We start from the raw sequence: 22,494 nt of genomic DNA, 5'->3' as shown, positions 1-22,494 counted from the left end.
GGCAGCCTTGCTGTCACCAACAACCAACCATTCCACAGACCCAATTCCACTTCAATGCCCGACCAGGGGCACTCTCGGTGTTTCTTAAATTTCGCCGCCGGTGGTACAGGAATTGGGGACTAGCTCAGTCTTCCGGCAAGTCTGCTCGTGACATTGATCAATGATGGCGGCCAGATCGTATCTTCCAGCGACGCGACAAATACCGAGGTCGCACGTCCCACAATCCAGGGCCAAGCGGCGCTCACTCAAATCGCCTCCGCAGCCCTCAGTAGGACCCGTGCAGCACAACGTTCAGGATTTGTCCTTGATCCCTACGTGAACCATCGCGGACGACGCGTCGTTGGGGCGTGGAGCTGGGTGCCTGGAGGATCCCCAACGGGCGTTATCATTGAACAAGAGGTTTCCTCTGCTTATTGGTTTCATTTCTGGTTGATCTCGCCGGTTCTGCTCGGGCTTTGCTGCCTCGCTGCCCCACCACTGGTTTACCTTGCAAAGACACGGTTGAAAAGAAAGTGGCGCGGCGGCCTTCCGATGCTCGACGGTAGATACCAACTCTCCGAGCTGATTGGCCAAGGCGGGTATTCGCAAGTCTTCGGTGCCACCGACCTACAGCTTGATCGCAAAGTCGCCGTCAAAGTGTTGTCCAAGCGGCATTCGAAAGGCGTTTCGCTTGGCCGATTCAAGCGAGAAGTTCGTATCCTTGCGAGCCTAACCCATCCATCGACAATTCGAGTGTTCGACACAGGCGTCTGCGAGAATGGCTCTCCCTTCTTCGTCATGGAGCTAGTAGACGGACTGACTCTATCGCAACTCGTTGAATATCATGGGCAGCAAACAGAAGAGACCACACTGTTGATCATCCGCCAGGTCTGTATGGCATTGGCCGAAGCTCATGACGCAGGATTGGTACATCGCGATATCAAACCGCAAAATATCATGGTATCGCATTTCGGTACGGCGGAGCAGTTTATCAAGGTCTTAGATTTTGGCTTAGGCAAGAGCACTGTTTCGATCGAAGACGAGCATCTTTCCTCGTCAGGCGAAATTGCAGGCACTGTCCAGTTCATGGCCCCTGAATGCGTTGTTTCGCCGGAGCAGGTTAGTCCTGCAGCAGATGTCTACTCGCTAGGAGCGGTCATGTTCTATCTGCTAACAGGCAAGCCGATTTTCGAAGGCAAAAACAAATTGCAACTCCTGAGTCAGGTCGTCGAGGCAACTTGGGACAGCAGCCGAATTCCAGCGGCACTGTCTCTTCAGGCGGTCGAAAGTCTCCATTCGGCGCTCGCCAAAGATCCCGCCATCCGCCCTCAAAATGCCTCCGAATTCGCTGACCTTCTGGTTCGTTGACATGCTTCTCTTTTCTGCTGATGGTAGTGTTGTCGGAACGCCTACCTGATACGCACTCGATTTCGGGCAAAACGATGCTGGCCAAACGGATGCCGACGATACTACCACAGTTGAGCGTGCCAGAGTCGATCAAGCCGACTTTGGAACTGCGACCACAGTCGTTGATCGAGCTCAGTACAAACACGAAACGCAAGCAAGTTTGTGTTTCCGGATTCATTCGCTCGCGCGTCGCGTTTGTATTTTCCGTGGGAGCCTACTTTCGGCTACTGCTTTTCGGTGTAGCGAATCTCGGTCGTTCCGATCTCGCCTTCGAAGTCGAACGGGGCGCGATCGTAGTAGTCCAGCGAAACAGGCGAGTCCTGGTCGCGGCCGATGTCGAACGTCGCGTTGCTGGTGAAGTGCAACGACATGCCTCGGGGAACACGCCCCTGGGCAACTTGATTCCCATCGACGAACAACGAGACGTCGATCGGACCACCGATCTTGTCGACAAGCTTTGAGACGACTTCGATCTGACGCTTGCCGGCTGCGATCGAAGCCTCGGAACGAATCTTTGTTCGTTCAATTTCAAACAGGTTGAATTCGTAGCACAGCTGACCATCGTCCATGTAACAAGTGAGGCCGCCGGAGAAGCCTGCCAGTGCGTACAGCACGCCGCTTGCACCTTTGGGCACTTCGACTTCCATCGCCACTTTGCTGCTGACCTTGCCAAGTTTAGGAGCCGCTGATTCAGGCGTTCCGGACACTGGGCCATAAAACGACCATTGCGTGTAGGGCGGTGCAGGCGCGTCTTCCGGGTGGTAAAGGACGGTCGACCAAAGCCCGCCACCGATCGGTAAGTTCTTGTTCTTCGCCGATTCCGTCAAGAAAAGCGACTTCATCTCTTCCAGTTTCGCAGGGTTCTGCTCAGACAAGTCATTCGACTGACTCCAGTCCTCTTCGATATTGAAAAGCTCCCACTTGTCGGTCAGAGGCGACCACTCGCGTATCCCCGGCGGGATACCACCGACCCAAGGTTCGCGCGGCCCACGTGCAGAGGCGAACCAACCATCGTTGTAGACGCCTCGGCTGGCCATGATGTCAAAGAACTGAGTGTGACGCGTTCCTTCCGCATCGGGATCGTCCAGCGAGTAGGCCATGCTGACGCCATCGATCGGATCTTGGGAGAATCCGTTAACCACTTGGGGAAGGGAAATGTCCAGCAACTCATAGATCGTTGGTGCGACATCGACAACATGATGAAATTGGGATCGCGCGGTCTTGTCGGCTTTCAACTTGGCAGGCCAGGAGACCGCCATCGGCTGTCGGGTGCCGCCAAAATAAGCTCCCTGTAGCTTTGTGCCTCGGTAAGGCGTGCTACCTGCCCAGGCCCAAGCGGCGTGATACATGTTGTCGGTTTTCGGTCCGCCGAGCACGTCAAGTCCGCCTAACTCTTCGAGTGCTTCCAAGTGTTGGGAGATTTTGGTTGGAATCCCGTTCTGGGCCAGTTGCTCGCTGATCGTGCCGTAAAGACCTTCCGACGAAGATCCGTTGTCGCCCCAAATGTAAAGAACCAGCGTGTTTTCCAGACGCTCTTGTCGCTCGAGCTCATCGATGATTCGGCCGACCTGGGCATCCGCATGTTCGGTGAAGCCAGCAAAAATCTCCATCAGCCGACGTTGGAACGGCTTTTCGTCCTCTGGGATCGATTCCCACGAAGCCATCGAATCGACTCGCGGTGTTAGCTTTGCGTTGGCGGGAATCCAACCAAGCTTCTTCTGGTTCGCAAAGACGCGCTCACGATAGGCGTCCCAGCCAGCATCGAATTTGCCTTTGTACTTGTCGGCCCATTCCTTCGCGACTTGGTGCGGACCGTGTGATGCACCGGGAGCCCAGTACATCAAGAACGGCTTATCGGGCGAGTACACTTTTTGATCTCGCAGCCAGGTGATCGCATCGTCGGCAATGTCTTCCGACAAGTGATAGTGGTCGTTTCCACCGCTGGTCTCAGGTCGTTCAACGTAGTTTGTATTGCGAACCATCGTCGGTTCGTACTGAGATGCCTCACCGGCCAAAAAACCATAGAAGTACTCAAAGCCATAACCGATCGGCCAGTACTCGAACGGTCCTTTGTTCGTGATCTGTTCCTCGGGAGTGTTATGCCACTTGCCGAAGGCTGACGTATTGTAACCGTAGGCCTTCAGCACCTCGGCCATGGTCGCCGACGTCTTCGGAATCACGCCGCTAAACCCGTCAAAGTCGTTTGCGATCGCAGCGATCTGACCGTTGCCGACTCGCGTGTGATTGCGGCCGGTCAGCAGTGCGGCTCGTGTTGGCGAACACATCGCGGTCGAGTGAAAGCGGTTGTACGAGACGCCTGATCCAGCAATACGGCTAAGTGTCGGCGTGTTGATTTCGCCACCGTACGTCGACGGCGTGCCTGCTCCGACGTCGTCGATCAAGACGATCAGGATGTTCGGCGCGTCATCGGCAAGGCGTTTGGGTTCTACTCGCTTGCTGTAAGTTGAACTCTCGATCGTCACACCAGCTTGTGAACCCGAAGGAGCTGGAGGGAACGGCAGGATGTCCTGGGCATAGGCGCAGGCCGGAAAGGCCATGAGAAATGCAATGCAGAGCGGTTTCATGTTGTGGGTCCGTTTTGTCGTAGAGTGCAATAGTGATATCCAAAGCAGCGATGGAGTGGCTCTAGTTCCTTCCTTGATGGCCTCAGCGACTCGAATTCTCATTGCCGAGCGATTCTGTTTATAAGGGCGGCGACCGGAATGCTACATTAAATAGCGGAGCCAGCTTTGGGCCCGGATCACAAACATGACCGGGATTCCAGCGATCTGCACATCCTCGGTGTAGACCGCCACGATCGCCTGTGATCCACCCGGTAAACGGATCGAGTCATCGTCAAGCTTGATCTTGACCGCGAACTGGGTGGGAGCTTGCGATCCCAAGGTCGTTGGCAAGTTACCGGACGCCTGCAACTGCCCGGTGCCCGACATATCGATCGTATTGACGACGCGTCCTTTAAAGATCTGTCCTGGATAACCGAACAACGCCACTTCGCTGTACTGCCCCTCTTTGATTCGAAGGTAGTTCTTTTGATTGAACCCGGCAACGACGACGCCTCGGTTGTCTTCATCCTCATCGAGGATGAAGCTCATCGTTGGCCCACTTGCTTTGCCCACCACCATACCTTCGATCAATTGAAGGTTGGTGACATAGCCGTAGCCGGGAGCGACCACCGTGGTATGTTCGAGATCGTACTGGGCATCGGCCAGCTGCGATTCCGCTTGTTCGATCTTCGTGGCTGCGAGTCCAACGTTTTGACTTGCCTGCGTCAATGCGGCGGTAGCCTGCGAGACAGCAGCATTGGCTTCGCTGTACCTAGTGACAGCTAGATCGTAATCTGCTTCGCTGGTCGCATTGGAACTGAGCAATTCCTCCTGGCGGTCTCGCTGGGCCGTGGCGAACTTCAAGTCCGCATTCGCTCGCTCTAAACTTGCTTCAGCGAGAATGACCGAACTCTCAGCGACTTGTTTGCCCTGTTTGGCCGCTTCGACGGCGGCAATCAGTTGTTTGACCAGTGTCTCATACGGCACCCGGTCGACCCTAAAGAGAACGTCTCCCTTTTTTACTGGTCGATTGGGCTCGACAACCACCTCGATGACCTGGCCTCGCTGATTCAATTGTGCGATCACCGGAATGGTCTTTTTAAAAACCCGGGCACTGCTGGAAAACGGGTGGAAATACTGAGCGCAAAAAAGCAAGGCGACAATCAACAACGGTCCCACCGATCCGGCAATGATTGCCAGTGGAAGCGACAATCGGATCAGGCGCAGCTTCGCAAAGATCAACCAAATTACGAAGCAATAGGCTGCTCCAAGTATCCAGCTCATGACTCGCCTCCCTGATCGATTCGGTTGGCCAGTTTTTCGACTCGCAGTGATAGTGCTCTCAGCCGTGCTTCGATCGTTTGATCGTTTTGGCTGACAGAGGAATCACCAGCAGAATTTTCGGACTTCAGAGAGTGATACAAATAGGCCACAAAAATACAGCTCAATAAGGCGGGGATCATTGATTGGTTCCTGATAACGATGACTCGAGCTTGCTGACTGCCAATTCAAGCGCTGTCAGTTGTCCCTCTAAGTCGGACGAGATCGCCTGTACTCCTGACTTCGGCGAATAATCCCAATAGGCCCAGGCCAACGCGACTACCCACAGCGCGCCCGTTGGCAAGCCCAGCCAGCCCAGTAAGTTGACAGTGTTTGCCTGAGGGTGCCGATTGCGTTTGGCAAGTGCCCCTGGGAGTGCTGCCAGCACCACCAGCAGCCCCAGAATACAGAACGCAAAGACAATCATAAAAACAAGCGTCACGATTCGTAACGTCGGTCCGACGGCTTCGAATTGATAGTCCATGAGCTGCTCTCAATTGAGAAAGGTGATGTGGTTGTCAGTTGACTTGCGGTTGTGATTCCGATTGGTTCTGAGTTGAACTCGGTATTCTCCTTCGGTCGTAGCGGAATTCATAAAAGTGATCCGAACACGGAGTGATCCGCGATACTTGTTCCCGAACAAAGTGGCGAGGTCGGACTGTCATTTCAACTCCACCTTCACGGTGCGAATCGTTCCGTTGAATTCGAAGGGACGCTTGTCCGCGTAGTCGAGTGAGACGGTTGCTCCCAGGTCAACTCCAACGTCAAAGCTCTCGCTGGCGGTGAAGGCGGCGGGCACCGTTCGTTTCAGCTCGGCTTTACCAACCTCTTGGCCATCGACTAGCAGAGTGGCCGTTCCTGATTTTCCGGGACCCACGATGTCCGTGACCACTTCGATTTTGTGTTTGCCAGGGGCGATGGTGTCGGTGCTGCTGGCTGCGTACTGCTCGATGATCAACATGTTGTAAAGGTATTTCAACTTGCCCTCTTCCATGTACACCGTCACTCCGCCGCTCGAGCCGCCGACGGCGTACAGGATACCGTTGGCGTTTTCAGGGACGTCGAGGTCAATGGTGACATGATTGCTTTCGCGTCCCAGACCCGGCGCGGTGAATTCGGGCATGCGACGCGTGCTGGCGGTGAAGGTCCAGCTGGTATAAGGCGTCTTGATGCGATCTTCGGGATGCAATCGCAACCAGTTGCCGGCTCCGATCGGGAAGTCCTTATTGGCTTCTGCAATCTCCATGAACTCGGCCTTCAACTCGGCGAGTTTTTCTGGCATGGCCGAAGCAAGGTTGTTGGCCTGTGAAAAGTCTTCGTCCAAGTTGTAGAGTTCCCACTCGTCGGTTGCAGAATCCCACTTCTTGATCCGAGGCACCGATGCAGGTGAGTCCCACGGGATGAACGGACCGAACGTGCAGGCCATCCAGCCGTCCTTGTAGATCGCGCGGCTGCCATTGTTGTCAAAGAACTGCGTGGTGCTCTGCGACGGTGCATCGGCGTCGTCGAACGTGTAAGCAAAGCTGGTGCCGTCGATCGGCATCTGCTCGTAGCCGTTGACCACCGTTGGAGGCGTGATCTCCAGGATTTCATACAGCGTCGGAGCGATGTCGATCACGTGGTGGAATTGCGAACGGACCTTGGCACTCGGCTTAATCTTCTTCGGCCACGAGACGACCATCGGATTGCGAGTTCCGCCAAAGTACGAAGCCAACAACTTGGTGCCTTTGAATGGCGTGCTGCCAGCCCAGGCCCAACCGGCGTGATACATATTGTCCGTCTTCGGCGTGCCCAAGGCGTCGAGTCCGCCAAGTCGATCAAGAGCCGCAAGCTGTTGTTCAACCGTATTGGGAATGTTGTTCTGGGCAAGCAGTTCACTAATGGATCCTCGTTGACCTTCCGAGCTGGAGCCGTTGTCGCCCCAGATGTACAGGATCAACGTGTTGTCCTTCAGTTCGCGACTCTCCAGTCCATCGACCAGCCGTCCTACTTGTACATCGGTGTGTTCAGTGAAGCCCGCGTAGAGCTCCATCAAGCGGCGTTGGAACGCATGCTGCTCTTGAGGAATACTGTCCCACGAATCGAGCGTTTCGTCGCGATCGGTCAGCTTGGTGTCCGCTGGGATGATGCCCATTTCAATCTGTCGCTTGTGAACGCGTTTGCGGTACGCGTCCCAGCCGTCGTCGAACTTGCCTTTGTACTTGTCGGCCCACTCGGGAAAAACGTGGTGCGGTCCATGCACTGCTCCGGGCGCCCAGTACATCAGGAACGGCTTTTCCGGTGCATACGCCTGACGATCATCCAGCCACGATAACGCTTGATCGACCATGTCTTCGGTCAAGTGGTAAGTTTCGTCGTGCGGCGGTTCGATGTGATCGTAATTCTTGACCAATCGTGGTTCCCACTGCGAAGTCTCACCTGCAAGAAAACCGTAGAAGTGATCGAATCCGTAGCCATTGGGCCAGCGATCTTTGGGGCCGATCGCTGTCGTTTCTGTCGCAGGAGTGTTGTGCCACTTTCCGAACGCAGAGGTCGCGTACCCATAGTGCCGCAGCACTTCCGCAATGGTTGCGGCTTCCTTGGGAATGATGCCTGTATAACCGTCGAAGGCCACGGCGCGCTCGGCAATCGTACCACTGCCCACGCACGTGTGATTTCGCCCGGTGAGCAGGCTGGCGCGGGTTGGAGAGCAGATCGATGTCGTGTGAAACGCGTTGTAACGGATGCCCTCTTTCGCCAGTCGTGAGAACGTCGGTGTGTGGACTTCGCCACCGAAGGTTTCCGACACGCCAAAGCCGGTGTCGTCCAGCAACACGATCAGGATGTTGGGTGCGTCTTCGGGCAGCCGCTTTGGCTGCTCGGGCCACCGCATCGTTGAATCTTGCAGTCGCGGCTTGACGACGCTGTCCATCGGAGTAGGCGGAAACGGCAGGACGGCGCCATTATCCTGCGCTGCCAACTGGCTCGACGAGGTCACGAGTATCAGGCAAATCGCCCAACCGAGATGCTTGGTAATCATGTACGTATCTCCGATTACTTCTTGCTTGCGTATTGGAAGTGAGTGCGACCAATCTTGCCATTGAACACAAACGGTGCCTCGTCGAAGTAGTCGAGTGAAACCGGCGAGTCGAGGTCGGCGCCAATGTCAAAGGTTGCGTTGTTGGTAAAGTGAAGTGACATGCCGCGTGGAACGCGACCCTGGCCAACTTCCTGTCCATTGACCTTCAACGTGATGTCCAGCGGACCGCCAATCTTGTCGACCAGTTGCGTGACAACTTCAATCTTGGCTTTTCCGGCTGGCAATTTGCCGCTGGATTGAATTTTGGTCCGCTCAATCTTAAACAAGTTTAATTCGTAGCACAGCTGACCATCTCGCAGATAACAGGTGAGACCACCGGAAAACCCCGCCAGCGCGTACAGCACGCCGTTGGCATTGTCCGGATCGCGTCCAGTTCGTCGAACACCCAGATGCCCTCGGCGGGCTACTCGATGGTGGTCTTAAGCCAAGCCACTTTCTTAATGCCGTCGAGGATGCGTGTCGTTTCATGGTCATTTCTTTACCTTGGTGTAAAGTCTCGGTCTTTTCCTCGCGTGCAAAACCCCGCCTACTCTGCTTCCAGATACTTGAAATGGAGCCGTTTCAGAGTGCCTCCGAACTTGAAGGGTGCCTTGTCGAAGTAGTCGTTCGCAACCGGCGAAGCCGTGTCCATTCCAACATCAAAGGTTTCGGATGCTGTGAAAACAGCGGGCACGGTGCGCTGAACCTTTCCGGTTGCGGCCTCCTTGCCGTTGAGCCAGAACTCGAGCTCGGCAGGTGCGGCCCGTTCCAGCGGGGTTCTCATCTCGTAGGCGATTTTGACCTCACCGGCCGGTAGTGCCCCGACCTTGATCTTGTCGCGTTTAAGCAACAGCGCGCTGTATTCGTAGTACAACGTCCCATCCAGTGCATAGAGGCTCACACCACCTGCATAGCCCCCCATGGCGAAGAGCACGCCGCTAACACTTTCCGGCACCTCGGCTTCGATCTCTACGCGAAGGTTGCCGTTGCGCACGTTTGGCGCCTCGCTCTCGGGGATCCGGGTGATTCCTTCGAACAGGGTCCACTGGATGTTGGAACTGCGCTTCATCTCTTGCGGATTGAGCCCTGTGTACAGGGCGCCACCGATGGGCAGCACCTTGTTTTCCTCGGCCTCCTCCATGAACAGCTTTTTGAGTTCTTCCAGCTTCTCGGGATTCTCGGACGCAAGATCGTTCATCAACGAGAAATCATTGCGGGTGTCGAACAACTGCCACTCATCCTGCATGGGGTCCCAGTTGGAAAGGTCCGGCATCGCAGCCACCCACGGTATCCGGGGTCCGAAAGTGCTGGCCATCCAGCCTTCGTGATAGATACCACGGCTGCCCATGATGTCGAAATACTGGCTCGTCTTCTGCTCCGCAGCATCAGGAGAATCGAAGGTGTAGGCGAAGCTCACCCCGTCGATCGGATCCTGCTCGTGGCCATCGACGACTTTCGGGGGCGTAATCTCGAGCAGATCATAGATCGTCGGTACCACGTCGTTGACATGGGCGAATTGCGAACGCGGCGTATCGTCCGGCTTGATGCGTTTCGGCCACGAGATGACCATGGGCGTGCGCGTGCCGCCCCAGTCCGACGCGCCGTTGTCCGAGAGAATGTAGATGACCATTGTGTTGTCGCGGATGCCGCGCTCATCCAGTTCGTCAATCAGTTTGCCGACCTGGACATCGGTATGCTCGAGGAATCCGGCATAGACTTCCATCAGCCGCGTCTGGAATGCTCTTTGGTCCTCGGGGATATCTTTCCAGGCGGGCATTTCTTTCGGGCGAGGAGCCAGCTTGGTATCAGCCGGGATCCAGCCCATTTCCTTCTGGCGCTGGAAGGTACGCCGCTGGTAGGCATCCCAACCGTCGTCGAACTTGCCCTTGTATTTGTCCGCCCATTTTTTGGCCACGTGATGGGGCCCGTGCACGGCGCCCGGTGTCCACCACATCAGGAAGGGCCGATCCGGGTTCACAGCGAGGTGCCGCCGCATCCAGGTGATCGCCTTGTCGGCCATGTCTTCGGTGAGGTGATAGTCCTCGTGATTCTCTGGGTGGGGCGTTGAGATCGGCGTGGTGTTCTCCCACAGCACGGGCTCCCACTGGGAGGTTTCCCCCGCGATGAAGCCGTAGAAATAGTCAAAGCCCCGGCCCGTCGGGGTGCGGTCATAAGGTCCGTTGGCGATCTGGTCGATCGGCGTGTTGTGATCCTTGCCGAAAGCCGATGTCGCATAGCCGTAGTGGCCCAGCACCTCAGCGATGGTCGCTGAGGACTTCGGAATGACCCCGGTGTATCCATCCCAGTCGTTGGCGAATTCAGCGATCTGGCCGGCACCGACCCGATGGTGGTTGCGGCCGGTCATCAACGCTGCCCGCGTCGGCGAACACATCGCGACGGTGTGAAAGCGGTTGTAGGCGATGCCCTCCTCGGCCAGCCGCGACAGCGTCGGGGTTTCGATTAAACCGCCGAAGGCACTCGGCTGTCCGAAGCCCGCATCGTCGAGCATCACGATCAGGATGTTGGGTGCGTCCTCGGGCAGATGACTCGGGGCCTCGCGCCACTTGTGAACGGACTGCTGCATGGTCGGCCCGACCCTCCCGCCCATCGGCGGATCGGGAAACGGCAGGATGTCCTGGGCCCATGCAGGCACGGTCACAAACAGGACCAAGGCGGTGAATAGGAGAGAGAGTGAAATTCGATTCGTTTTCATGATGATGTTCCGATCGCTTGAAGTTTCCGGATGGGAGTTTTGCTCTGGCGCTCGGTCTATTTCACCGGTTCAATCTTCGGAAAGGTCCACTTGCCGTCCAGAATCTCCTTACGTGGCTGATACATGCGAATCACGTAGTTCCAGCCCTCGGTGATGGGCAGGTAGTTGATGCTCTCAGGGTCCCCGCCGAAATGGATCGTGTACGAGCCGTCCTTATTGGGTTTAGCGGAGGACTGGTTAAGGCTGTTGCGGCCGAGGTCGTTCTTTTCGAGATAGCCGTCGGCGTTGTAGATGGTGATGGACCAGAACGCATCGACCGGCACGTCCTTGACCGTCACGATATGCGGGGTCTTGCCGTCGTTCTCATCGACGGTGCCTATCTCGTAGTAGGCAGCCTTGACCGGCAAACCGCCCCACCCGGCCGCGGCGCCGACGAGGTGGTCGATCGGACGGACCTCTTCCTTGCTCCCGAAGGCGTAAGTGGAATCAAAGCCGAGGGTGGCAAGATCGCTGAGCGACTTGCGTGCCTTGGCGAGGGCGTCGAGGTCCCAGTTTGGTGCCTCGAACGGTCCGGGGCCTCCGCCGCTGAACTCCAATTTGTCCTGAGCCGCGTGGGCTTTAGCCAGGTCGTTGGGGTCACCGGCGTCGTAAAAGGTTCGTATTGTCACGAGCGCGAAGCGTGTGCCGACCTTCTCTTCCGTCAGCTCGTAGGTGCCCGGTTTCGATTCCACGAACATGTAGTGGTCCTGGTTGACCACGTGCATGGACATATAGCGACCACCGACCTCCGGCAGCGTAATTGTGGCAGGCTTGGATAGATCCAGCACGGTCCCTGAATAGAGAGTGTCCTGGTTCATCCGGATCACCGGCTGGTTGTCCGGCGTGGTGGGTTCGCGCAAGTGGGCGAACTCGCCAATACCAGCACCCACCATTTTCATGTTGGAGCGGATCATGTGATCCGATTCGGCCCGCACGAAGTTGGCGACGGTGACTGGCTCTGTTTTCTCCTCGGCGAACAAAGTGGCGCTGAGGAGTGTTGTCGTAAGAATGACGGTACTTGAACTAATGATTGCTTTCATGGAGATCTTTTCTTGCGATTGACTTTTGGTTTTCCTGCCAGTCTGTTGTCCGTGTTTTGGGCGGCGTCCAGAGCGGCCGTAAGGGCGGCTTTGCATGTTTGTTAGAAATTACTCCACAAGCTCGAAATCACCCGGTTTCCAGGTTTTGTCGAACCACGGCTCCAGCGGGCCATAGAGACGGAGGAGGGTAAGATAGCTTTTCCCGGGAAGAGTTTGGATCCAATTGCCGTCGTGACCTTCCGGCGCATCAGGACCGAACCAGACGGTGTAGGAACCGTCCGGGTTGGGTTTGACAGAAGGCATCGTGCTGTCGATGCCGGCCGATTTCTGGTCGGTTTCCAGCATGGAGCGGTGTTGCCCCGAATACACCATGAAGGACCAGAAGTTGTTGACTGGAATCGGCGCAGGCAGGGTGACTTTGTAGGTTTTACCTCCATCGAGATATTGGCCTCCAGCATCCTTGGATGCAGCGGCATAGGCCGACCCTGTTCCCACTTTCGGCGCGGCCATGGCGGGGGTGATTCCGGTAGCCGCGTAGTGGAACATGATGCGATCATCGAGAACCAGCTCACCGTCGTTCATGAACTCGTGGCTGCCGCCGGCGAAGGAGGAATACCACTGGCGATCCGGATAGAAATAGACTGCCTTGCTGCGCGGACTGAAGGTCAGGGATCGTGCGGTGGCGTTGCCGATGGCAGCCGCGTCTTTGAGAAGTTTTTGCATGCGCGCATCCGGTGCAAACGGTTCGCCTTTTTTGATGCCGATGGCGGCGAAGAGCCCAACGAGCTCGGGATCGAAGGCATCTGCGGGCTCGTATTGAATCACTGCGTTCAGTTCTTCATAGAAGTGCTCATCGTTGGCATGAATGGTATTGAACTTCTTGCCGGAAAGGTCGTGAACTTTTTGCTTTGGTGGCTTGTCTGCTTGCGCGAGAGGGTAGCAGCGAAAGCCTTCCTTCAGCTCTTTGGTGGACGCCTCCAGGTCACCATCTTTCACGAAGACGCGCATGAGCAGCCAGTGCCGGTAGGTCCTGGATTTCGCGACAAAGTAGCCTTCAGGGATCTCCCCCTCGTAACCCGGCCCAATAAACAGATATTTCCCACCCTTACCCTGATCGGGGCCAGTCAGGCCAACGTCGCAGACAAAGCGGAAAAAGGCATCGTCCACTATGCCCAAAACAGGTCCGGGAATCTCTACGACAACCGGACCATTTTTCAGGTCAATCTCTGCCAAGGCATACGGGGTCGTTGACTGGGCCGTCAACAACAGGCCGCGGGCATCCAGCAGGCTTTCGGTAATCCCGAGGTCGCCGGGTTCCACTCCCGCTTCTTTGAGTCCCTCGAGGAAGGCATCGATGGAGGCTGCCGGCATTCCGTTCAGGAAAGCATCCACGCCTCGCGACAGGTCGAGAAAGTCATAGGTTTTCTTGGCTGTCGATTCGCTGGGCATCCCATCGAAAAATTCGAGGGTGCCGAGGAAATCGGTCTCTACTTGATCCGGGGTAAGCAGGAATTCCGGCACATCCGCAGCGTATTTCGGCTTTGGGGCGTCTTGTGCCACTGCTGGCCAGGTAGTCCCCATTACCACCAGCGCAAAGGTGGCGATGTTCAAAGTGGTGCTTGTTTTCACGGTGATTGCTTTTTCTTGGTGAATGGAGTTGGGGTTCTCTGATCAGTTGGCCTTTTGGGGTTTTGTCACTACTTTGCAGCCTGTGCCTCGGGTGCGCTCCACGTGCCGTCAAAGTAGGGTTTCTTTGGCAGATAGATGCGGAGCATGTAATTCCAGCCGGGCATGATCGGCAGAAAATTGGGCCGGGACGAATCCCCGCCGAAGTGGATGGTGACCGCTCCGTTTTCGTCTGCTTGCGGCGTGCGGCTGTTCACGACGTATCTGCCGGACTGGTTCTCTTGAAAGAACCCTTCCTCGTTGTAGACACTGATGGACCAGAACGCGTTGTCGCCTGCGGGAACGTCTTTCAACGTCAGGGTGTAGGCCGTCTTGCCATCGTTTTGCTGCGGCACAAAATTGCGGTAGACCGCATGTTCGGGCTTCCAGCCGCCCCAGGCATCCGCGGTGGAAACGAGGTGATCGATCGGATCGACGTCCTCAATGCTGGCTCCGAAAGAATGGTCGCGACTGGGGAGGTAGTTGCCCAGGGTCTTGAGCGCCTCGCGCATTTCTCCCAGCGCTTCGGGATCCCAGTTGGGCACATCAAACCGACCCTTGGACTTCTGCTTCACTCCCAGGCCGTCCTGCGCTTTGTGGGCCGCCGCGACATCTTCAGGGTCTTCGGCATCGACGAGGGTTCGCGCGATGATGGCGACATACCGACTCCCCATGGCCTCCTGGGTCAGTTCGTATTCGCCGGGCTCATAGGCAACGAGCTTGGCAAAGTGCCCCTCATTCATCACGAGAACGGATTGGTAGCGGCCCTGAGTGTCGCCTTTGACCAGGGTCGCGGGTTCGGTGAGATCGAGCACGATGGAGGAGTAGAGGGTGTCACGGTTCATTCGCACCACGGTCTGCTGGTCCATTGGTGTGAAGCCGCGCAGGTGGGCCCATTGGCCAAAGCAATCGAAGTTGTCGATCGCGACCTTCATCATGTGATGCGTCTCGGCAGTGGGGAAATGTTCAATGGTCAGGGGGACCACTTCTTCGGCCTTGAGGGGTGTCGAGCCTAGGGTTAGCAGGATGCTGGTGAGTGTGGTGATGTGGCCAATTTTCATGACGATCCTCTTTGGTGTCTGATTATTCGACCCGCGCCAACGGCGGCATCGTCCAGGTGCCATCCAAGGCTTCTTTCTTGGGCCAGTAGAGACGCAGGATCGCGGAGAATGGCCCCGCGGGTGCCGGAAGCCAGTTGGCTTCCTTGTCTTTACCCGGGGATTCGTCCTGCAGGTAGAGCGTGATTCCTCCGTCGTCGTCGCGCACAAAACCCTCCAGCATGGGCGAATTGAGCAGGTAACGGTCGAGGGGGTTCTCCGTCAGCAGGCTGGTCGGCAGTTCATACATGGTCAGCGACCAGAACGCCTCGACGGGAGGCAACTGATCCGGCGCGAATCGCAGCGTGTAACGGTGGGAGCCGTCGAGTTTTTCGCCGTTGGCATCGACATAGTAGGCCGGGTAGATGGATTCTTCCTCGCTGTTGCCCCAGATCCCGAGCACGGCGGCCGCCATGCGGTAGAGATAGTTATTGTCGAGGTGCTCACGGGTGCCAAAGGCATCGCCGGAACCGAGCTCCCCGGCGTCCGCCTTCTTTTTCAGCTCTCCGAAGTCAGCCCAAGCATCCGCAATGCCCTGACCGATCGCTTCCTGGATCTCAGGGGAAAACGCATCCCAATCGAAGGTCATGCCAGCACCGATATTCAGCCTGGCGAAACGCTTCATCAACTCCACTTCGGAAGGGTGGGTCGGGCAAAACTGCAGCACGAAGTTCAGTTGCTCGAAAACCTTGGGCGACTCGCGGACCTCCTCCTGAGAGACCGGCTCGATGAAATCGATCGCCGGTGCCGCCCCGGCGGCCGGCTTGCCGAGGAAGGAGGAAAGTTTTTCCACCTTGTAGCGGGACTGGATGGCTTTCACCTTTTCCAGGTCATCGGGGTTAAAGAGCTGCGTCCGGTAGACCGCCAGTATCAGTTCGGTTTCCGGGCGGAAGACTTTCGTGATGCCTTCGGGAACGGCACCGTCCCATCCGGGGCCGGCGATGAGGAAGCTGCCACCGTCGTTGCCGGTGGTGCGGCTGCCGATGTAGGCGAAGTTGTGGGTGTAGAGGTCGATGAGCTGGATGCTGAAGTAGCGATCCTTTTCGATTTTGGGTACAGTCAGCACGAACGGCTCGGCCCGCAAATCGAGCCCCAGCCAACTGTAAGGCGTATCGGAATTGGGCGTCTGAACCGCCTTGTCCTCGTGCGTGTAGACCCGGGGGATGTTCTTGATCTCGTTCAAGGGCCCCTTGAACTCGGGATTTTCTGGGTCCAGGAAGTAGCCGTGAATCACGCGGTAGCTGTCCACCACCGGGTTCGCGTAGGTGTAGGCTTCCTTGGCGACGGCGCGGGCTTCCCCCGGAGTGATCACTTCGTCAGCATGCAAAATTTGCGAGTCGAGCGATGTGAGAAACGCGAACGCGACTAGCGAGAGCGTCGATCCAAGAACGTGAAGGCTTCGTATCATTTTTCTTCTCCAATCGAGATTGGGGCCACCTGCATCTCACTCAGGCACGTCCGCATCGCTAAATATCTCCCGGGACCAGATCGCTGTTGGCCAGCATCTTTTGCATGATCTCCTGCAAACCCTTCTTCTCCGCCAAAGTCAGACTGGCCAGAAACTTCATATTGGTCGCCTTTGAATCGGCAACGAGCTTGGGAACGAGTCGGGAGCCCTTGCGAGTCAATTTGAGATTCACGACGCGCCGATCTGCAGCGCTTCGCTCCCGAACGAGAAGGCCTTGCTCTTCGAGGCGATCCAAGTGCCGAGTGATTGCAGCCGCGTCAATCCCGATGAATGACGCGAGCGATGCAGGCGTGGTCTTTCCGTCATTCGTGATCGCACTCAGGATCGCACACGCGGCGCGTGATACGCCGTGAGCGTTCAGCCGATTCTCAAAGTCGCACTCCATCGCTCTGGCAAGACGCGTCACCCAGTAACCCGTGCTGGAGTGAATCGAGCGACCTTGCTTGGCGATAGTGGCCTCTGGCAACGTGAACAATGTCATCTCCATTCTCTCCTGCTTACGGACACCCACGTATATTGTTACCTGAAACAATTGACCACGTCAAGTAATTGCGGTGCGTGGCTCTTCACCCTGCCAGAGTTGAACCAGAGTCTGCATCTCGCGTCGGTGTCCACGACCGCCTGCAACTCGAGGATCGCTGAAAATGCCGAGGTTTGACCACTCGCTGTCTCGAAGAAAAACCGCTCTGCCGCTTCGGTATCAACACCTCTGGTAGTTGCGCCGCTTGGCTGCAGTTTCCTCTCAATCTGGTCCGAGATTCTGAGGAGAGTGCGCTGAACCGATTTCGCTACGATGCGGAAGCCGATGCACCCGACGCGAGTTAGAAAACTGAAATCGCAAAACTGTTAAGGCCAGTTTCGCACCATTGCCGTATTCGACGATCTCGAACATCCGATCGCCGCTACTTGCATAGACGGGGGCGACGAACTGAAGTTAGATCATTTACACGATTCCTTTCTTCGCCATGTATTCAGCGGCAAATTCCCATCGCAAACTGGACACAAGGCCTGACCCCGGCGAAGCCCTCTGACACGCACGATTTCACCGCACGGCAGTTTTGTGGTCATTGAGTGACGGAAGTCGATGCCGCAGACCGTTTCACTGCCGACAACTCCGAGCCTGTCGGTCAATCGGTCATGCAAGGCTCATGGCTCAGCGCGATCATCTTGCCCGGCTCAGTTCCTGCGTTGCCGACGCGCGACAACCAGACATTGGCTCCGAATGAATCAGGTCACGACCTGAGAGTCGGGTTGCGCGCTCATTGGCCCATTGTCGTGCTTCTTAGCACGCCGTTTTGAAGTTTCGAGTTGCAACCGCCGCGGATTTCCTATTGGCACGCGCATTGCTCCACAGAAATACCGGTCAGACCGGTGTTGGGAGATCGACTCGGTCCGTGTTTCTGTTTGCACTGCAAGACAGAGTCTGGTTTTCGCGGCGATGTGATCGGCCAACCGGAACCGCTTTCTGAAGCGTTCATCATGCTTGGATGGAGGAGGCGAAAATGTGCGAGAGATGTCAACACGCTGAACGGACGCGGATGGAGTACATTCGCGGTAGCTTGGCCGGCAGAGGACGGACGTCATTGGTCATCCCGCAATGGGCAAACCGGGGCGCGCGACAGTACCTCGAAGCGTTGTGCTTTCCGCAGGCCAATGCAGCCGTCTTGTTTGGGCGACAACTCATCTGGACAAGCGTCAGCCCGCGGCGACCCGGTTATCACCAAGGCTCCGGCCGTCCTACTTTGTCGGACGCCGAGATGTTTGAGTTCTTCCCGCGGGAGCGGGAATTCTACGAGAGTCACCTCAGTCCCAACCGAACCTGGGGCCACTTCTGGGATCGGTTCCGATCTGGCGACGATCTCTGGGAGGCCCTTTACCAGACGTACCAGCTTTGGAACCGGGACATGTATGACCTGGTGTATTCACAGCACCACCAACCGAGCCGAGCTCGTCGCTTCTTGTCGGCGCTCGACAGCAACCTACACGCTCAGATCGTGCACGCCATGATCAACGTTGCGACTACCTCCATCGCGCCGGGCACGGGACGCGGACTCGCCTGGACAGTGAACGAGATCGCCAAGCAGATCGCGTCCGCCTTCGGACGCGATACGAGCCTACCCAATGCCATCGTGACGGAGGCTGAACGGCAGCCGCCACCGTCGCTAAATCCCTATCGCGACTGGGCAGCGCAGATCCCCGGCGCAGTGTAGGCACGCCAAAGGCGGTGAAAATTTCCTCGAGCGATACCACACGATTGCCCCTAACCTGCGTTCGGTTGGACCAGTCTATCGCACGAAGCAAAACCGCTTGGACGCTTCGGTGCGAACACCTCCGCAGGTTGGCTGGAAGATCCCGTCAACCCGGAGGTGGATTTTCAGGTCGGGATATCGCAGAATCTACTTATGGCAGATTGCAGAGAGTTCTGAATAAGCAGCACGGAGCATAAGGTGCGAAAACGGAAGCGAAAGTTGACGAGCGCCGAAAAGCGAGCGAGACGCGAACGGAAAGAGAAGTACATCACGGTCTTCGTCAATGGCAAACAAAAAAGAGTCCCGCGGCCTCAGTTAATCGACGGCTTACCAGTTGACGAGTTCGTCGCCAGTAATGCTGATCCGATTTGGTTGCACCAGAATGGGATGTGGGAGTATCTGACTCCAGATGATGGGGAGTGAGTAAAATTCATGAGCAAGACGGCGGATCTGAAGGTATTCATTTCCAATCGGGACTCGACTTGCGACGAGTGTCACGAGCAACTTGGGCGAAAGGCCTGGATCACTCTCGCGGGTGAGCGAGGAGCTTTATGCTTGGCATGCGCCGATTTAGATCACCTGGTCTTCCTTCCATCGGGCGATGCTGCATTAACACGCCGAGCAAAGAAATACTCGGGACTACACGCTGTTGTGCTGAAGTGGAGTGCCTACGCGGCAAGACTCCGGAACTGGTTCGAAAGGAGATCTGGACACACGTTCTGGCGTACAACTTGATCCGCACCATCATGGCTCAAGCGGCTACCCAGAACAGCCTGCTACCGCGTACGATTAGCTTCAAAGGCACACTGCAGACGCTGGAAGCATTCCAGCCAGTCATCGCACTCATCGGGAACCACAACAGTGCAACAAGGATCTCTCTGTACCAGCAGTTGCTCGCCGCGATCGTGCAACACCGAGTAAAGGATCGACCAAATCGATTCGAACCAAGGCGACACAAGCGAAGGCACAAACACTACGTTCCACTCTCTGTCCCGAGAGCTGAAGCGAAACTTCAGATGCTAAAAGGACTTAGCAAAAACTAAGCAACATTCGTCGATGCAACCGCCTTCACGTAGCGAACGGTCTTGCCTTCATGGGGAAGGGCACACCAAACGCCCTTAGAGCCTATGCGAAGACCTGTTCCATTAATTTTTGTCAGGACGTGAAACACGAGCGTTTCGAATCTCGCGATTGGGTTTTCGGATAGGCTCTTAGTTTCCATAGTCCTGTGAAGTGACGGCTCCCCAGTCTTGAGCACGGAACCAGGACGTTGGTTTCAGAACCCTATGGACTGACCATCAATCCAAGGCCGTCATCATCAATCCGTTTTTCCTGAGTCCTTTCGACGGAGGACGACCAAGTATTGCTTATCGCCTTTTTGAGAGATGAATTCCTTGGGTCGACGCTCATCCATCCACGACGATTGACAAAGTACCAATTGCTCGCCGTCAAATTTGTAAACCCATCGACCCAGGAAGTTAACTTTGCCTCCTTGGGTGAATACAGTCAGCCACTTTGGGCTCCTTGTCGAATCGACTTCCCAAGTCGAGCTACTGATGAATTTCCCGTTTCGTCGAAGCGTCCAACTGTCCTTTGTTAGGGTGATCGTTTCGTTTTTCTTCTCAACGTCCTTTGGCTGTCCTTCATAAGTCGCCGACACGTATTCCCACGTGCCTAAGAGTTTTTCGATTTCCTTGGGATTGCTCCTTTTGCGCAAGGCGGGCGAACTAACGAACCATTTCTCCAGATTCGGCAATTTGTCGAGGTGCTTGAGGCCTTCGGCAGTGAAGTGGTTTGACGCGATCGAAAGCGAATTCAGCTTCTTGCATCGTTCTGCGAGCAGTCGTAGTGACTCGTCGGTGAATTCCGCCGAATTCAGCGACAACTCCTCTAAGTTGGGCAGGCCCTCGGTGATCTTATCGACAAACTTGTCCGTGAACTGCCCATCGTGGATTATCAAGCTTCGAAGCGTCGTTGCTGCGCGAAGATAATTGGCACATCGATCCGTGCAAACCGGGATCTCGTGGATTTCGTCATACCCATTATCGGCGTTGAATTCGAGAATTTGGAGTTTCGGCAAGTGGGCAATAAACCTGAGATCATCATCTTTCAAAGCGTCGACACATAGATGGACTTCCTCCAGGTTCTTCAATCGCCCTAGCTTCGAGAGATCGCCTTCAATTTCGACGAATTCTGAGTCGACTCCCGCATATCCCATGACGATTTGAGTGAGACTCGTATAGCTAGAGAGTTGATCGACTTCCTCGTCCGTCAATGCCGCCCCGTAGACGAATGTGACGCGATCGGGTTTTCCGTTCTTGTACGTCCATTCTCCCTGTGCAATGGGCTGCTGGGAAAACGTCAACTGCGATTGGGCAGCGAGCGTGAGCGCGACCAGGACAATTGGAAGGAAAGGTCTCATGAAATACTTCTGGTTGAAACGTTCAACGGGATAGACTTGTTGAAGGAAACGGCGTCACGTTGAATCGGGGAAGCCAATCCAGCTTCCAAAAACCGAACGTGAAACCGGCACTCTTCGTAAGCCAGCGTTGTTGTCGGAAGAGTTTTGGCATGAATGGCTCTTTGCTTCGCCCGGACTCAGTAAGTAACCCCTGGGGGTGTTTGCGATATCGATGCGTGTTTCGATTTGCCACAGAATATGCGTTTTAATACAGTGCATCGACGACAAAAGAACGCCAAGATGGCCTGCCAAAACTGAGGCAAAATCTGCGCCAATACACTCGAAGCCCGGTGTTGATCCAATCAGCTTAACGCCGGGTCGTACCCTTACTTTCCTTCGTCGCTGACCGAAATCGTGTCGCAACGTTCGTACGTTGCGCGATCCCCGCCATCAGAAGACTGGATAACAAGAAGGTTGTCTGCCAGCCAGACGACTCGGCATTCATGCGTTTGACCCTGATTTGACATTAGAATGCGATCAGTGGTTAATCGCCAGACGCCATGCATCACGTCGTCACCTTCGAACATGTCGGGCGGACCGCCAGGTCCCCAGGCAACGAGTAGGTAATGGTTGTCATCACCGAATTCAAGCCGACTCCCGCAAGCAACACCACTGATAATGGGTGGTCCGCAAGGACCGGCCTCCCACCGGCCCAATAACTGGCCGCGTTGAACGTACCAGCGCACGTCGCCAGCTTCCAAAAACCCGCGCAGCCGCTCGTCCACAACCCGCCTATTCTCTTTGTCGGATTTGTTGATTCGCCAGACGCCATCGCGTCTTACGAGCCAAAACAACAGTACTCGCTCGTCGTCACCAACATTGTCCAGCTTGGTGGTGACGACAGCCGCCGCACGCTCGTTGCCGAGAGACCGCGCAACGCGAACGCCGGTGCCACGCTTCGAGGGGAGCAAGACGTCCGCGGAGTGGTCGCGGGACCCCGTGGTCAGGGCTGACGCTTTCTGGCGATCGCCCATTCGATGTAGTTGGAGCCAGCGAGCGACGACCCCACTCGGAGTCTCGGCCGAGGGAGCTTCGGCCTCCGCTCGCTTGAACCCGATGGAAGAAATCGCGGTCAAGAGAAAGACGACAGCAAGGATGTTTCGAAAAGCGGGCATGTACCTTGGGCTCCATGTGTTGCGCTACGATCCGATGACTCAACTGTTATACGACGAACGGACTAAAATATTAGGACCTATTTACCCAAAAGCCAAAGGCCGCAGCCTAGCCGGTTCGCCGCGTTTTCCCCCGAATCTGGTCCGGGATCTCAGGAAGACTACGCTGAAGCGTTCGAGCCAACTCGCGCAGGCCGATGCAACCGCCGCGAGTTGCGCATCGACGTTGCACGGCAAACAAGGGTGCTTCTACAGCCGTTGGTGCCATCAAGGAAATCTGGTTGTAGACCGTCCCACTGCTGGCTTACCTTTCGATCTCCAG

Annotated in this window: 19 protein-coding genes and 1 pseudogene; 5 read left to right on the top strand and 15 right to left on the bottom strand. The window is 56.1% G+C overall.

All coding sequences use genetic code 11. The features are described 5' to 3' along the window. Nucleotides 1-147: 147 nt before the first annotated feature. Complete coding sequence (locus Poly41_RS32995; protein ID WP_146531634.1) at nt 148-1,347, top strand: serine/threonine-protein kinase; 1,200 nt, start codon at nt 148-150, stop codon at nt 1,345-1,347. A 263-nt stretch (nt 1,348-1,610) separates the two neighbouring features. On the opposite strand, the gene Poly41_RS32990 is transcribed toward Poly41_RS32995, so the two are convergent. From Poly41_RS32990 to Poly41_RS32935, 13 genes and pseudogenes are all read right to left on the bottom strand, one after another. Next, nucleotides 1,611-3,971: an arylsulfatase gene (locus tag Poly41_RS32990; RefSeq protein ID WP_146531633.1), complete on the bottom strand. Its 2,361-nt coding sequence runs from the start codon at nt 3,969-3,971 to the stop codon at nt 1,611-1,613. A 141-nt stretch (nt 3,972-4,112) separates the two neighbouring features. Continuing rightward, nucleotides 4,113-5,234, bottom strand: coding sequence for an HlyD family secretion protein (locus Poly41_RS32985; protein WP_146531632.1), 1,122 nt, complete (start codon nt 5,232-5,234; stop codon nt 4,113-4,115). After that, nucleotides 5,231-5,413 (bottom strand): hypothetical protein, encoded by a 183-nt coding sequence (locus tag Poly41_RS32980; protein ID WP_146531631.1) that lies wholly within the window; start codon nt 5,411-5,413, stop codon nt 5,231-5,233. The genes Poly41_RS32985 and Poly41_RS32980 overlap by 4 nt, the downstream gene beginning before the upstream one ends. Then, nucleotides 5,410-5,754 (bottom strand): DUF3302 domain-containing protein, encoded by a 345-nt coding sequence (locus Poly41_RS32975; protein WP_146531630.1) that lies wholly within the window; start codon nt 5,752-5,754, stop codon nt 5,410-5,412. Before Poly41_RS32975 ends, Poly41_RS32980 begins: the two co-directional genes overlap by 4 nt. Before the next feature lie 177 nt (nt 5,755-5,931). Next, nucleotides 5,932-8,289 carry an arylsulfatase gene (locus tag Poly41_RS32970; RefSeq protein ID WP_146531629.1) on the bottom strand — a complete coding sequence of 786 codons (2,358 nt, stop codon included), beginning with the start codon at nt 8,287-8,289 and terminating at the stop codon, nt 5,932-5,934. 14 nt (nt 8,290-8,303) lie between these two features. Next, nucleotides 8,304-8,615 (bottom strand): hypothetical protein, encoded by a 312-nt coding sequence (locus Poly41_RS32965; protein ID WP_197231970.1) that lies wholly within the window; start codon nt 8,613-8,615, stop codon nt 8,304-8,306. Between the two features lie 260 nt (nt 8,616-8,875). Beyond that, on the bottom strand, nt 8,876-11,041 hold the full coding sequence (locus tag Poly41_RS32960; RefSeq protein WP_146531628.1) for an arylsulfatase: 2,166 nt from the start codon (nt 11,039-11,041) through the stop codon (nt 8,876-8,878). Between the two features lie 56 nt (nt 11,042-11,097). Then, nucleotides 11,098-12,120, bottom strand: a complete 1,023-nt coding sequence (locus tag Poly41_RS32955; RefSeq protein ID WP_146531627.1) for a DUF1214 domain-containing protein — start codon at nt 12,118-12,120, stop codon at nt 11,098-11,100. A 108-nt stretch (nt 12,121-12,228) separates the two neighbouring features. After that, the gene (locus tag Poly41_RS35910) at nt 12,229-12,987 is read right to left on the bottom strand and encodes a DUF1214 domain-containing protein (protein WP_390621521.1); all 759 of its coding nucleotides are present in this window, start codon (nt 12,985-12,987) and stop codon (nt 12,229-12,231) included. Between the two features lie 126 nt (nt 12,988-13,113). Continuing rightward, nucleotides 13,114-13,491, bottom strand: a pseudogene (locus Poly41_RS35905) (DUF1254 domain-containing protein); the annotation flags it as partial. A 326-nt stretch (nt 13,492-13,817) separates the two neighbouring features. Then, nucleotides 13,818-14,846: a DUF1214 domain-containing protein gene (locus Poly41_RS32945; protein ID WP_197231969.1), complete on the bottom strand. Its 1,029-nt coding sequence runs from the start codon at nt 14,844-14,846 to the stop codon at nt 13,818-13,820. A 22-nt stretch (nt 14,847-14,868) separates the two neighbouring features. Continuing rightward, nucleotides 14,869-16,290 carry a DUF1254 domain-containing protein gene (locus Poly41_RS32940; RefSeq protein ID WP_146531625.1) on the bottom strand — a complete coding sequence of 474 codons (1,422 nt, stop codon included), beginning with the start codon at nt 16,288-16,290 and terminating at the stop codon, nt 14,869-14,871. A 58-nt stretch (nt 16,291-16,348) separates the two neighbouring features. Next, the gene (locus tag Poly41_RS32935; protein ID WP_197231968.1) at nt 16,349-16,831 is read right to left on the bottom strand and encodes a MarR family winged helix-turn-helix transcriptional regulator; all 483 of its coding nucleotides are present in this window, start codon (nt 16,829-16,831) and stop codon (nt 16,349-16,351) included. A gap of 590 nt (nt 16,832-17,421) precedes the next feature. Here Poly41_RS32935 and Poly41_RS32930 point away from each other — a divergent pair. The 3 genes from Poly41_RS32930 (at nt 17,422) to Poly41_RS32920 (ending at nt 19,022) form a co-directional block, all read left to right on the top strand. Beyond that, nucleotides 17,422-17,649, top strand: coding sequence for a hypothetical protein (locus Poly41_RS32930; protein ID WP_146531623.1), 228 nt, complete (start codon nt 17,422-17,424; stop codon nt 17,647-17,649). 203 nt (nt 17,650-17,852) lie between these two features. Then, on the top strand, nt 17,853-18,560 hold the full coding sequence (locus Poly41_RS32925; protein WP_146531622.1) for a hypothetical protein: 708 nt from the start codon (nt 17,853-17,855) through the stop codon (nt 18,558-18,560). A gap of 258 nt (nt 18,561-18,818) precedes the next feature. Continuing rightward, entirely contained in the window at nt 18,819-19,022 is a 204-nt protein-coding gene (locus Poly41_RS32920; protein ID WP_197231967.1) for a hypothetical protein, read from the top strand. 895 nt (nt 19,023-19,917) lie between these two features. On the opposite strand, the gene Poly41_RS32910 is transcribed toward Poly41_RS32920, so the two are convergent. Beyond that, entirely contained in the window at nt 19,918-21,021 is a 1,104-nt protein-coding gene (locus Poly41_RS32910) for a TIGR03067 domain-containing protein (RefSeq protein WP_146531620.1), read from the bottom strand. Between the two features lie 365 nt (nt 21,022-21,386). Beyond that, nucleotides 21,387-22,175, bottom strand: coding sequence for a hypothetical protein (locus Poly41_RS34660; RefSeq protein WP_197231966.1), 789 nt, complete (start codon nt 22,173-22,175; stop codon nt 21,387-21,389). Between Poly41_RS34660 and Poly41_RS35345 the strand changes: the two genes are divergently transcribed. After that, a partial coding sequence (locus Poly41_RS35345) for a hypothetical protein (RefSeq protein WP_231616145.1) occupies nt 22,174-22,494 on the top strand: 321 nt, incomplete at its 3' end. The genes Poly41_RS34660 and Poly41_RS35345 overlap by 2 nt on opposite strands.

Source organism: Novipirellula artificiosorum (assembly GCF_007860135.1).
GTDB lineage: Bacteria > Planctomycetota > Planctomycetia > Pirellulales > Pirellulaceae > Novipirellula_A > Novipirellula_A artificiosorum.
This window is presented reverse-complemented; position numbering and strand designations above follow the sequence as displayed.

Bases quoted from the DNA above. Each gene is read 5' to 3' on its own strand.
- Poly41_RS32935 (WP_197231968.1), bottom strand. From the start codon at position 16,831: ATGACATTGTTCACGTTGCCAGAGGCCACTATCGCCAAGCAAGGTCGC.
- Poly41_RS32925 (WP_146531622.1), top strand. From the start codon at position 17,853: ATGTGCGAGAGATGTCAACACGCTGAACGGACGCGGATGGAGTACATT.
- Poly41_RS32970 (WP_146531629.1), bottom strand. From the start codon at position 8,289: ATGATTACCAAGCATCTCGGTTGGGCGATTTGCCTGATACTCGTGACC.
- Poly41_RS32955 (WP_146531627.1), bottom strand. From the start codon at position 12,120: ATGAAAGCAATCATTAGTTCAAGTACCGTCATTCTTACGACAACACTC.
- Poly41_RS32985 (WP_146531632.1), bottom strand. From the start codon at position 5,234: ATGAGCTGGATACTTGGAGCAGCCTATTGCTTCGTAATTTGGTTGATC.
- Poly41_RS34660 (WP_197231966.1), bottom strand. From the start codon at position 22,175: ATGCCCGCTTTTCGAAACATCCTTGCTGTCGTCTTTCTCTTGACCGCG.
- Poly41_RS32960 (WP_146531628.1), bottom strand. From the start codon at position 11,041: ATGAAAACGAATCGAATTTCACTCTCTCTCCTATTCACCGCCTTGGTC.
- Poly41_RS32945 (WP_197231969.1), bottom strand. From the start codon at position 14,846: ATGAAAATTGGCCACATCACCACACTCACCAGCATCCTGCTAACCCTA.
- Poly41_RS32980 (WP_146531631.1), bottom strand. From the start codon at position 5,413: ATGATCCCCGCCTTATTGAGCTGTATTTTTGTGGCCTATTTGTATCAC.
- Poly41_RS32940 (WP_146531625.1), bottom strand. From the start codon at position 16,290: ATGATACGAAGCCTTCACGTTCTTGGATCGACGCTCTCGCTAGTCGCG.
- Poly41_RS32910 (WP_146531620.1), bottom strand. From the start codon at position 21,021: ATGAGACCTTTCCTTCCAATTGTCCTGGTCGCGCTCACGCTCGCTGCC.
- Poly41_RS32975 (WP_146531630.1), bottom strand. From the start codon at position 5,754: ATGGACTATCAATTCGAAGCCGTCGGACCGACGTTACGAATCGTGACG.
- Poly41_RS32990 (WP_146531633.1), bottom strand. From the start codon at position 3,971: ATGAAACCGCTCTGCATTGCATTTCTCATGGCCTTTCCGGCCTGCGCC.